Raw genomic sequence first — 12,222 nt, forward strand, 5'->3', positions numbered from 1 at the left:
TACAGAAATAATAATAAATATTATTGCTTTCTTTTCAAAATTATATTTTTATTTTATAAAATATAATTTAATAATCTTTTACTCTTAATACATTAAGTTTTATATAATAATTTTAAAAATTGATTAAAAAACTAAGTTTTTTATACTAATTTTACAATAAATATAATTAATATTATATATTAATATATATAAAAAAATAGTAACTAAATTTTATTTATAAGGAAAAATATTGTAATGAAAGTGCAAGAAACTCGAAATTTTCAATCTGAGGTTAAACAACTTTTACATTTAATGATAAATTCTCTTTATTCCAATAAAGAAATTTTTTTAAGAGAATTAATATCTAATGCTTCTGATGCAGCAGATAAATTAAAATTTAAAGCTTTATCTAATAATAATTTATATGAAAATGATAATAAATTAAAAGTACAAATTTCTATAAATAAAAAAGAAAAATTGATTATTATTAATGACAATGGAATTGGTATGACTCGTGATGAAGTAATTGAAAATTTAGGAACAATTGCTAAATCAGGAACAAAATCTTTTATTGAATCTTTAAAAATTACCTCTAAAAAGTTAGAAGAAAATAAACAACCAACACAGTTTATAGGACAATTTGGTGTTGGATTTTATTCTTCTTTTATAGTAGCAAATAAAGTATCAGTAAAAACTAGAGCAGCTGGAATAGCATATGATAAGGGAGTTTTTTGGGAATCTACCGGAGAAAATAATTATAATATTACAAATATTTATAAAAAATCTCGAGGGACTGAAATTACTTTACATATACGTGAAAATAATAATGAGTTTCTTGATATATGGCGTATTAAAAATATTATTAGTAAATATTCTGATCATATATCTTTACCAATAGAAATTCAAACCTATGATGAAAAAAATAAACAATATATTTGGGAACAAATAAATAAAGCACAAGCAATATGGTTACGTAATAAATCAGAAATCAGTGATTCTGAATATAAAGAGTTTTATAAACAGTTAACTCATGATACAACTGATCCTATTGCATGGACTCATAATCATGTTGAAGGAAAACAAGAATATACTAGTTTATTATATATTCCCTTTAATGTTCCATGGGATGTTAGAAATCGTGACCATAAAAATGGTATTAAATTATATGTACAAAGAGTTTTTATCATGGATGATGCTGAACAACTTTTACCAAAATATTTAAGATTTATTAAAGGTTTAGTAGATTCTAATGATTTACCTTTAAATATTTCAAGAGAAATTTTACAAGATAATAATATTATCTATAATATGAAAAATATGTTAACTAAAAAAGTATTAAATATGTTAACAAATATTTCAAAAACAAAAGATTTATATAATGATTTATGGCAAAAATTTGGATTAATTTTAAAAGAAGGTCCTGCAGAAGATTTGAATAATAAAGATAGAATAATTAAATTACTACGTTTTGCTTCAACTTATAATAATAATTCTATACAAAATGTATCATTAGAATCATATATTAATCGAATGATTGAAGGACAAAAAAAAATATATTTTTTAACTGCTGACAATTATCTTGCAGCAAAAAGTAGTCCTCATTTAGAATTTTTTTCTAATAAAAAAATTGAAGTACTTTTATTAACTGATCATATTGATGAATGGATGATGAGTTATATAACTGATTTTCAAGAAAAACCTCTTCAATTAATTAGTAAAAAAGATGAATCATTAAATGATTTTATTAAAAAAAAAGATAATTTAGATAATGATATAAATAAAAAAACATTAAATGAATTTATAAAAAAAGTTGAAAATTTATTAGGTAATAAAATAAAAAAGGTATATTTCACAGATCGTTTATTTAATACTCCTGCTATTGTTACTACAGATACTAATGAAATGAGTACACAAATGGCTAAATTATTTGCTGCAGCAGGACAACAAACACCAGAAATAAAATATAATTTTGAATTAAATTCAAATCATACTTTAATTAAAAAAGCAATGAATATAAAAGATGAAAAATATTTTACAGAGTTTATTAATTTATTATTAGAAGAAGCTATTTTTGCAGAAAAAGGTACATTAGAAAATCCTAATATATTTATAAATAGAATAAATTATTTTTTATCAAAAGATAAAATATAAAAAATTTTTATAGATAAGATTTTAAATAATATTTTACACAAATCTTATCTATAAATAAAATTTTCATATATTAATTATAAATATTATTTATTATTTTATTTTTGTAAAATTTTTTATATTTATTATTTTAATGTTTAATATATTATTATTATGTAACGTTATAATTATTTTTTTAAAATTTAATTTATATTGATTTAAATTATGATTTATAATTGGTGTATTTTTTGCTTTATTATATTCTTTTTGTGTAATTATATTTTTATATAACATTCTATCTAAAACTAAATTTCTTCTTTTTTTTGTTTTTTCTATAGATGTTATAGGATTATAAACAGATGGATTTTTAGGTAATCCTGCTAAAATAGCTATTTCACTTAATGTTAATTGATTTAATTTTTTATTAAAATATATTCTAGATGCTTCAACTATTCCATAAGTATTTTGTCCTAAATAAGTTTTATTTAAATATAATTCAAGAATATTTTTTTTAGATAGATATTGTTCTATTTTTATGGCTAATAATATTTCTTTTATTTTTCTTATAAAACTTTTTTTAGGATTAAGAAAAAAATTACGTGCTAATTGTTGAGTTATAGTACTACCTCCTTGGGTTATATGTCCTGATATAATTAAATTCATTAGTGCTCTAAAAATAGCTTCTATATCAAATCCATGATGACTATAAAATCTATTATCTTCAATAGCAATAAAAGCTTGTATAATTTTTTTTGGAATATGATTTATTGAAATATAGTTAGAATAATTTACATTAAAATTTATTATAGGTATTGTATTTTGACAAATAATAACAGGAAATTGTACTTGCATTTGTTTTATATTTGTTATATTTGGTAAATTATTTATAGTTTGATTTAAAAAAAAATATGAATAAATAGTGATAAATATCATTATTATTAATAATGAATACTTTCTAGAGAAAAAATTATTAAATTTCATTTAATATTTAAACTATATATGAAATATATAATTAATAATATATGATAAATTTAGTTTTTATTAAATATATATATTTATTTAAATAATTATTTACTATTGAAAAAATTAAATTTATGATTTAACTTTGAGTTAAATTATAAATTTAATTAAAAATAAAAAATTTAATATAAACAAATTTATAAAAATTAACATTAAAATTATATATAATATATATATTTAAAAATTTATTAACAATAATTTAAATTATTAATACTAAGAAAATGGCAGAAAAAAGAAATATATTTTTAATAGGTCCTATGGGAGCAGGAAAAAGTACAATTGGACGTCAATTAGCTAATCAATTAAATATGGAATTTTTTGATTCTGATGAAGAAATTGAACGTCGTACTGGAGCTGATATAAATTGGGTTTTTGATGTAGAAGGAGAATTAGGATTTAGAAAACGTGAAAAAAAAATTATTAATGAAATTACTACTAAAAAAGGAATTATTTTAGCTACAGGTGGAGGTTCTATAACATCTAAAGAAACACGTAAATATTTATCATCTAGAGGAATAGTTATTTATTTAAAAACTACTATAGAAAAACAATTAATACGTACTCAAAGAGATAAAAAACGACCTTTATTAAATAATAAAAATAAACCTGCTATAGAAATTTTACAAAATTTAGCTAAAGAAAGAAATCCTTTATATAAAGAAATAGCTGATATTATTATTAAAACAGATAAACAAAATGCTAAAATTGTTACCAATCAACTTATTAACTTATTAGAAAAAAATTAATATTTAATAATATTTTAAGGAATTAGTATGATAGATACTATTTTAGTAAAAACAAAAAAACATAATTATCCTATTACAATAGGCTTTAATTTATTTGATACACCATATTTATTTAGTAGTTTTAAATATGGTGATCAAACAATGATTATTACTAATCAAAAAATATTTACTCTTTATTTTAAAAAATTATCTGATATATTAAAAAATATTGGTATAAAAGTAGATTATATTATTTTACCAGATGGTGAAAAATATAAAACATTAACTACAATGAATATTATTTATTCATCTTTATTAAAAAAATTACATAATAGAGATACTACATTAATTTCTTTAGGTGGTGGTGTAATTGGTGATATGACTGGTTTTGCCGCATCTAATTATCAAAGAGGAGTGAAATTAATACACATTCCAACTACTTTATTATCTCAAGTAGACGCCTCTATAGGTGGTAAGACTGCTGTTAATCATCGTTTAGGCAAAAACATGATAGGAAGTTTTTATCAACCTAATTCTGTTATAATTGATTTAAATTATTTAAATACATTATCGAAAAGAGAATTTTCTTCAGGAATGGCAGAAGTTATTAAATATAGTATTATATTTGATAATATTTTTTTTGACTGGTTAGAAAAAAATATTGAAAAATTATTAAATTTAGATAAACAATCTATAAATTATTGTGTTTATAAATGTTGTGTATTTAAATCTAAAATTGTTTCTAAAGATGAAAATGAAAACAATCAAAGAGTTTTATTAAATTTAGGACATACTTATGGACATGCAATTGAGTCAGAAATCAATTATGATGGTACGTGGTTACATGGAGAAGCAATATCAGTTGGTATAATTATGGCATGTATAACTGCAGAAAAATTGAATTTATTTAATAAACATGATACATTGAGAATAATAAATTTACTAAAAAAATGTAATTTACCAGTTCAAAATCCTAAATTCATGAATACAAAAAAATATTTAAAATATATGTTTTTAGATAAAAAAGTTCATAATAATAAAATTAATTTAGTTATACCTATAAAAATAGGAAAAGTAATAATAAGTAATAATATTAATAAAGATGTTATTTCTGATTCAATTAAACAATCTAAAAATTTAATAATATAAAATTTTTTTAATATATATAATGATTATATTTGTAAATATACAAAATGAATAAGTATTTTATTGCTGCATCTATTTTATCAGCTAATTTTTCTTATTTAGGAAAAGAAATTAATGATGTTATTATAGCTGGAGTAGATATAATACATTTCGATATTATGGATAACCATTATGTTCCTAATTTAACTATAGGACCATTAGTATTAAAATCATTAAGAGATTACGGTATTACAAATCTTATTGATGTACATTTAATGACTAAACCAGTTGATAATTTAATTATTTCTTGTGCACAAGCTGGAGCAGATTATATTACTTTTCATCCAGAATGTTCATATCATATTGATCGTAGTATTTCTTTAATAAAAGAATATGGTTGTAAAGCAGGATTAGCTTTTAATCCTTCTACTTCATTAGATTATTTAAATTATATAATAGATAAATTAGATATGATTTTAATCATGTCAGTAAATCCTGGATTTGCAGGACAAAAATTTATTCCTAAAATTTTTAACAAAATTATTGAAACAAGAAAAATAATTAATCAAAAAAAAAAAAATATATTACTATCAGTTGATGGAGGTATAAATATAAAAAATATAAATAAAATAATTAGTTCTGGAGCTAATGTACTAGTATTAGGTTCAACTATATTTAAAAATGTTTTATCTTATAGAGAAATAATTGAACAAATTAAAATAAAATTAAATAATATAATATAATAATATTAAAAATTTATATTTTGATTATCTTTTAACTTTAAAAATAAAAATATTATATGTTAATCAAAAAAACAGTATTTAGTGCTATTCAACCTACAGGTAATATAACAATTGGAAATTATATAGGTGCATTACAACAATGGAATCAAATTCAAAAAAAATATTTCTGTATTTATTGTATTGCAGATTTGCATTCCTTAACTATATATCAAAAACCAAATATTTTAAATAAAAATATTTTAGACACGCTAGCTATTTTTTTAGCATGTGATATTGACCCAAATAAAAATATTATTTTTATACAATCACATGTTCCTCAACATACACAATTAAGTTGGATATTAAATTGTTTTACTTATTTTGGTGAATTAAAAAGAATGATTCAATTTAAGGAAAAAATATTATTTTTAAAAAAAAATAATAATATTAATATTGGATTATTTAATTATCCTATATTAATGGCTGCTGATATTTTATTATATCAAACAAATAAAGTTCCAGTAGGAAAAGATCAAATTCAACATATTGAAATAGCTAGAAAAATAGCTATAAGATTTAATTCTATTTATGGAAAAAACATATTTACAATACCAGAAAAAATTATTAATCCTAATAAAGGATCATGCATAATGTCATTATTAAATCCTTTCAAAAAAATGTCTAAATCTGATTCAAATTCTAATAATATTATTAATTTATTTGATAATAATGACATGATTACAAAAAAAATCAATAATGCTGTTACTGATTCTGATATTCCCCCTAGAATTATATATGATAAAATTAATAAACCAGGAATTTCTAATTTACTTAGTATATTATCTAATATAACTAATAATTCTATTAAAAATTTAGAAAGAGAATTTAAAGGTAAAATTTATAATGATTTAAAAAAATCTGTAATAAAAAACCTATGTATATTTTTACATACATTTCAAAAAAAATATTATAAATATAGAGAAAATAAAAAATTATTAAATAATATTATTGTTAACGGATCTAATCAAGCTCAAAAATTAGCAAAAATTACATTAAATAATATTAATAATCTTATTGGATTATACAATAAATAATTTTTATAAAATATTTTTATAATATAAATTCTAACGAGTACCATAAACGACAATTGTTTTTCCATGGGCATAAATCAAATTTTGATCTTTGAGAATTTTAAATATACGTCCTACTGTTTCTCTTGAACAACCAACTATCTTACCAATTTCTTGTCTAGTAATTTTAATTTGCATTCCATTAGGATGAGTAATTGCATCAGGACTTCTAGCTAAATTTAATAATGTTTTTACTATTCTATCACTTACATCTAAAAAAGCTAAATTACTTACTTTTTTTGATGTAATTTGTAATCTATTAGCGATTTGAGCAGAAATTTTCATAACAATATCATAATTAATTTTAATTAAATTATAAAAATTTTTATAAGATATCTCTGCTAGTTCACAATCTGTTTTTAATTTTACCCATGCAGTACGTTTATGATGATGAAGAAAAATTCCTAATTCTCCTACAAAATCACCTTTATTTAAATAACTAAGAATAATTTCTTTTCCTTTATTATTTTTAATTAAAACTACAACACTACCATTTAATATATAATATAAATTATTTGCTATATCACCTTTATTTATTAAAATAGTTTTAGCCGAATATTTATTAATCTGACAATAAGAAAGAAACCATTCTAAAGTAGGATCTTTTTGTGGTTTTAAAACTACCATTAATTATCCTTTATTATTTATATATTTAATTATAATCTTATTATTTATATTCAATATATAATAGAATATATTATTAAATATAACAAATATTAAAAAAAATATATATAGTATATATAAATATTATTTCTAACAAAATATATAATTTATAATTTTTTATTAATAAAAATATAATGTGGAATTATAATATGAAATATTTTAATACAGAAAAAAAAGAATATATAGATAAATTTTTTAATAAATCATTTAGTAAATGTAATATCTCATTTGAAATTTTTCCTCCTTCTGATTGCAAAATAGAATCAAAATTTTGGATTTTAATTCAAACTTTAATAAAATTTAAACCAAAATTTATTTCTATAACATACAGAAATATTAATAACTCTTATAATAATAAAACTTATAATATTGTAAAAAAAATTCAAAAATATACTAATATAGAATTAGCTCCTCATATAACATGTATTAATCTAAAAAATAATGAATTATATAATTTAGCAAAAAAATATTGGAAAAATGGAATAAAACATGTTATTGCATTAAGAGGAGATAAAACGAAATTTAATAACAATATTAATTCTTTAATATATGCTTCTGATTTAGTTTATTTTTTAAAAAAGATAGCAAATTTTAATATTACAGTAGCAGCATATCCTGAAATACACCCAGAATCTAAAAATATTAAAGAAGATTTAGTTAATTTAAAAAGAAAAATAGATGCTGGTGCTACAAGAGCTATTACACAATTTTTTTTTAATATAGAAACCTATCTTACTTTTCGTGATAAATGTATATCTCAAGGAATAAATATAGAAATTATTCCAGGAATATTACCTATTACTAATTTTATTCAACTAAAGAAAATTATAAAAATTACAAATATTAAAATACCTGATTTTATAAATAACATGTTCCAGAATTTAAATGGACAAGATGAAAAAATATGTAAATTACTAGGAAGTTTTATTGCTATAGAAATGATAAGAAGACTTAAAAATGAAGGAGTGAACCATTTTCATTTTTATACTTTAAATAAATTAGAAATAGTTTATGCTATTTGTCTTTATTTAGGTATTAAACCCAATGAAAATATTTTAACAAATAAAACTTAACTAGAATTATTTTTATAAAATATTTTGAATTAAATTAAAAACATCTGCTGATACTCAGAATTGAACTGAGGACCTCACCCTTACCAAGGGTGTGCTCTTACCTACTGAGCTATATCAGCAACTAATAATTCATTATTAGTACTTTTTAATAAATAAGCAGGCAGTGGGAATTGAACCCACATCATTAGCTTGGAAGGCTAAGATAATACCATTATACGATGCCTGCATTTTGGTGGGAGAAGGATTCGAACCTTCGAAGTCTATGACGACAGATTTACAGTCTGCTCCCGTTAACCACTTGGGTATCCCACCATTATAATTAAATTTTTAAAATTAGAAAATTAGTAATAATATTTTAAACATAAACATAAAACAAATGCCGGCTACCGGAATTGAACTGGTAACCTACTGATTACAAGTCAGTTGCTCTACCATTTTGAGCTAAGCCGGCATTTGTTTTATGTTTATTATTTTATTTAATTTAAAATTAATATCTTATATAATATTTAATCCTGGTATTTTCCTACTCTCACATGAGTAAATCTCATACTACCATCGGCACTACAATGTTTCACTTCTGAGTTCGGAATGGATTCAGGTGGTACCATTGCGTTATTGATACCAGGATTAAAATTACTAATAATAAATAGTTATTCAAAACGATTCTGGTGTTGTAAGGTTAAGACTCACGGGTGGTTATTAGTACTGATTAGCTCAACATATTACTATGCTTACACATTCAGCCTATCAACGTTATAGTCTTTAACGTCCCTTCAGGGATATATTTAAATAACAAATATATCCTGGGAAGAATAATCTTAAGGTAAGTTTCGCGCTTAGATGCTTTCAGCACTTATCTTTTCCGCATTTAGCTACCGGGCAATACCATTGGCATGATAACCCGAACACCAGAGATGCGTTCACTCCGGTCCTCTCGTACTAGGAGCAACTCCTTTCAATCTTCCAGCGCCCACGACAGATAGGGACCGAACTGTCTCACGACGTTCTAAACCCAGCTCGCGTACCACTTTAAATGGCGAACAGCCATACCCTTGGGACCTACTTCAGCCCCAGGATGTGATGAGCCGACATCGAGGTGCCAAACACCGCCGTCGATATGAACTCTTGGGCGGTATTAGCCTGTTATCCCCGGAGTACCTTTTATCCGTTGAGCGATGGCCCTGTCATATAGAACCACCGGATCACTAAGACCTGCTTTCGCATCTGTTCGAACCGTCATTCTTACAGTTAAGCCAGCTTATGCCTTTGCACTAACCTCACGATTTCCGACCGTGATTAGCTGACCTTAGTGCTCCTCCGTTACTCTTTAGGAGGAGACCGCCCCAGTCAAACTACCCACCAGACACTGTTCCTGATCCGGATAACGGATCTAGGTTAGAATAGTAAATGTTAAAGGGTGGTATTTCAAGGTTGACTCAATATTAACTAGCGCCAATATTTCATTGTCTCCCACCTATCCTACACGTTAATATTCAATATTCAATATCAAGCTATAGTAAAGGTTCACGGGGTCTTTCCGTCTTGCCGCGGGTACACTGCATCTTCACAGCGATTTCAATTTCACTGAGTCTCGGGTGGAGACAGTCTGACCATCATTACGCCATTCGTGCAGGTCGGAACTTACCCGACAAGGAATTTCGCTACCTTAGGACCGTTATAGTTACGGCCGCCGTTTACCGGGGCTTCGATCAAAAGCTTTTCGTAAAACGATAACTTCATCAATTAACCTTCCGGCACCGGGCAGGCGTCACACCGTATACGTCCACTTTCGTGTTTGCACAGTGCTGTGTTTTTAATAAACAGTTGCAGTCAGCTGTTATCTTAGACTGATTTCAGCTTTAAAAGTAAATTTTATTACTTACAATCAGTGTGCCTTCTTCCGAAGTTACGGCACTATTTTGCCTAGTTCCTTCACCCGAGTTCTCTCAAGCGCCTTAGTATTCTCTACCTGACTACCTGTGTCGGTTTGGAGTACGATTCTATGTTATCTAGAGCTTAGAGGATTTTCTTGTAAGTATGGTATTAATTACTTAAGTACAATAAAGCACTTAGTCATCACGCCTCAATGTTTTATTATTAACTATCCGGATTTTCCTAGATAATTCATCTACACGCTTGAACCAAGACAACCATCACTTGGATAATCTAACCTTCTTCGTCCCCCCTTCGCAATAACACTGAGTACAGGAATATTAACCTGTTTTCCATCGATTACGCTTTTCAGCCTCATCTTAGGTGTCGACTTACCCTGCCTCGATTACCGTTGGACAGGAACCCTTAGTCTTTCGGCGAATAGGTTTTTCACCTATTTTATCGTTACTCATGTCAGCATTCGCACTTCTGATATCTCCAATAAACTTCACAATTTATCTTCAACGACTTACAGAACGCTCCCCTACCCAATAAATATAAATCTATTGTCGCAGCTTCGGTGTATAATTTAGCCCCGTTACATCTTCCGCGCAGAAAAACTAGACCAGTGAGCTATTACGCTTTCTTTAAATGATGGCTGCTTCTAAGCCAACATCCTGGCTGTTTATGCTTTTCCACATCGTTTCCCACTTAATTATAACTTAGGGACCTTAGCTGGCGATCTGGGTTGTTTCCCTTTCCACAACGGACGTTAGCACCCGCTGTGTGTCTCCCGTGATAACATTATTCGGTATTTGAAGTTTGCATCGGATTGGTAAGCCTGGATGACTCCCTAACCGAAACAGAGCTCTACCCCCGAATATGAATAACACGAGGCGCTACCTAAATAGCTTTCGAGGAGAACCAGCTATCTCCCGGTTTGATTGGCCTTTCACCCCTAACCACAAGTCATCCGCTAATTTTTCAACATTAGTCGGTTCGGTCCTCCAGTTAGTATTACCTAACCTTCAACCTGCTCATGGCTAGATCACCGGGTTTCGGGTCTATACCTTGCAACTTAACGCCCTTTTAAGACTCGGTTTCCCTACGGCTCCCTTATACAGTTAACCTTGCTACAAAATATAACTCGCTGACCCATTATACAAAAGGTACGCAGTCACATTTTTAAATAACAAATGCTCCTACTGCTTGTACGTATATGGTTTCAGGTTCTATTTCACTCCCCTAACCGGGGTTCTTTTCACCTTTCCCTCACGGTACTAGTTCACTATCGGTCAGTCAGTAGTATTTAGCCTTAGAGGATGATCCCCCTATATTCAAACAAGATATTACGTGTCCCGTTTTACTCTTCGAGATTACAATTAATATATTTTAATATACGGGACTATCACCCTGTTTCGTATGACTTTCCAGACATTTTTATTAATATAATAATTGATTAGTTCTCTGGGCTTTTTCCTTTTCGCTCGCCGCTACTAAGAAAATCTCAGTTGATTTCTTTTCCTCAGGTTACTTAGATGTTTCAGTTCTCCTGGTTTACTTCGTTATTCTATGAATTCAAATAACGATAATGTATAAAATATACATTAGGTTTCCCCATTCGGATATCATCGACTAATAACGCTTCAAATCAGCTCATCGATGCTTTTCGCAGATTAGTACGTCCTTCATCGCCTCTGACTGCCAAGGCATCCACCATATACGCTTATTTACTTAACCTTACAACACCACAATCGTCTAAAATAATTTTATATTATAATTAATA

Annotated in this window: 8 protein-coding genes, 4 tRNA genes and 2 rRNA genes; 6 read left to right on the top strand and 8 right to left on the bottom strand. The window is 25.8% G+C overall.

Annotated features, from left to right (window positions below):
- The first annotated feature begins 228 nt into the window (after nucleotides 1-228).
- Nucleotides 229-2,130, top strand: a complete 1,902-nt coding sequence (gene htpG / locus GJT81_RS01820) for a molecular chaperone HtpG (RefSeq protein WP_211080538.1) — start codon at nucleotides 229-231, stop codon at nucleotides 2,128-2,130.
- Nucleotides 2,131-2,220: 90 nt separating this feature from the next.
- Here the strand turns inward: htpG and GJT81_RS01825 are convergent, their stop codons facing one another.
- Nucleotides 2,221-3,087: a transglycosylase domain-containing protein gene (locus GJT81_RS01825; protein WP_169785629.1), complete on the bottom strand. Its 867-nt coding sequence runs from the start codon at nucleotides 3,085-3,087 to the stop codon at nucleotides 2,221-2,223.
- Between the two features lie 260 nt (nucleotides 3,088-3,347).
- On the opposite strand from GJT81_RS01825, the gene aroK reads away from it, so the two are divergent.
- Genes aroK through trpS form a run of 4 tightly spaced genes read left to right on the top strand, consistent with a single transcriptional unit; the run spans nucleotide 3,348 to nucleotide 6,792 of the window.
- Nucleotides 3,348-3,872: a shikimate kinase AroK gene (gene aroK, locus GJT81_RS01830; RefSeq protein ID WP_169785630.1), complete on the top strand. Its 525-nt coding sequence runs from the start codon at nucleotides 3,348-3,350 to the stop codon at nucleotides 3,870-3,872.
- A 30-nt stretch (nucleotides 3,873-3,902) separates the two neighbouring features.
- Nucleotides 3,903-5,000 carry a 3-dehydroquinate synthase gene (aroB, locus tag GJT81_RS01835; protein WP_425591449.1) on the top strand — a complete coding sequence of 366 codons (1,098 nt, stop codon included), beginning with the start codon at nucleotides 3,903-3,905 and terminating at the stop codon, nucleotides 4,998-5,000.
- Between the two features lie 44 nt (nucleotides 5,001-5,044).
- Nucleotides 5,045-5,719 carry a ribulose-phosphate 3-epimerase gene (gene rpe / locus GJT81_RS01840; protein WP_169785632.1) on the top strand — a complete coding sequence of 225 codons (675 nt, stop codon included), beginning with the start codon at nucleotides 5,045-5,047 and terminating at the stop codon, nucleotides 5,717-5,719.
- A 56-nt stretch (nucleotides 5,720-5,775) separates the two neighbouring features.
- Nucleotides 5,776-6,792 carry a tryptophan--tRNA ligase gene (trpS, locus tag GJT81_RS01845; protein WP_169785633.1) on the top strand — a complete coding sequence of 339 codons (1,017 nt, stop codon included), beginning with the start codon at nucleotides 5,776-5,778 and terminating at the stop codon, nucleotides 6,790-6,792.
- 30 nt (nucleotides 6,793-6,822) lie between these two features.
- On the opposite strand, the gene crp is transcribed toward trpS, so the two are convergent.
- On the bottom strand, nucleotides 6,823-7,455 hold the full coding sequence (gene crp / locus GJT81_RS01850; RefSeq protein WP_169785634.1) for a cAMP-activated global transcriptional regulator CRP: 633 nt from the start codon (nucleotides 7,453-7,455) through the stop codon (nucleotides 6,823-6,825).
- A 185-nt stretch (nucleotides 7,456-7,640) separates the two neighbouring features.
- On the opposite strand from crp, the gene metF reads away from it, so the two are divergent.
- Nucleotides 7,641-8,564, top strand: coding sequence for a methylenetetrahydrofolate reductase (metF, locus tag GJT81_RS01855; RefSeq protein WP_169785635.1), 924 nt, complete (start codon nucleotides 7,641-7,643; stop codon nucleotides 8,562-8,564).
- A gap of 45 nt (nucleotides 8,565-8,609) precedes the next feature.
- Here the strand turns inward: metF and GJT81_RS01860 are convergent.
- From GJT81_RS01860 to GJT81_RS01885, 6 genes are all read right to left on the bottom strand, one after another.
- Nucleotides 8,610-8,683, bottom strand: a tRNA-Thr gene (locus tag GJT81_RS01860).
- A gap of 36 nt (nucleotides 8,684-8,719) precedes the next feature.
- Nucleotides 8,720-8,790, bottom strand: a tRNA-Gly gene (locus tag GJT81_RS01865).
- A gap of 4 nt (nucleotides 8,791-8,794) precedes the next feature.
- Nucleotides 8,795-8,876 (bottom strand) — tRNA-Tyr (locus GJT81_RS01870).
- Nucleotides 8,877-8,941: 65 nt separating this feature from the next.
- A tRNA-Thr gene (locus tag GJT81_RS01875) sits at nucleotides 8,942-9,015 on the bottom strand.
- 59 nt (nucleotides 9,016-9,074) lie between these two features.
- Nucleotides 9,075-9,190 (bottom strand): 5S ribosomal RNA (gene rrf, locus GJT81_RS01880).
- 49 nt (nucleotides 9,191-9,239) lie between these two features.
- Nucleotides 9,240-12,176, bottom strand: a 23S ribosomal RNA gene (locus tag GJT81_RS01885).
- Nucleotides 12,177-12,222 lie beyond the last annotated feature (46 nt).

This window comes from Enterobacteriaceae endosymbiont of Plateumaris consimilis (assembly GCF_012563145.1).
Lineage (GTDB): Bacteria > Pseudomonadota > Gammaproteobacteria > Enterobacterales > Enterobacteriaceae.

Bases quoted from the DNA above. Each gene is read 5' to 3' on its own strand.
- GJT81_RS01825 (WP_169785629.1), bottom strand. From the start codon at position 3,087: ATGAAATTTAATAATTTTTTCTCTAGAAAGTATTCATTATTAATAATA.
- aroK (WP_169785630.1), top strand. From the start codon at position 3,348: ATGGCAGAAAAAAGAAATATATTTTTAATAGGTCCTATGGGAGCAGGA.
- rpe (WP_169785632.1), top strand. From the start codon at position 5,045: ATGAATAAGTATTTTATTGCTGCATCTATTTTATCAGCTAATTTTTCT.
- trpS (WP_169785633.1), top strand. From the start codon at position 5,776: ATGTTAATCAAAAAAACAGTATTTAGTGCTATTCAACCTACAGGTAAT.
- crp (WP_169785634.1), bottom strand. From the start codon at position 7,455: ATGGTAGTTTTAAAACCACAAAAAGATCCTACTTTAGAATGGTTTCTT.
- metF (WP_169785635.1), top strand. From the start codon at position 7,641: ATGAAATATTTTAATACAGAAAAAAAAGAATATATAGATAAATTTTTT.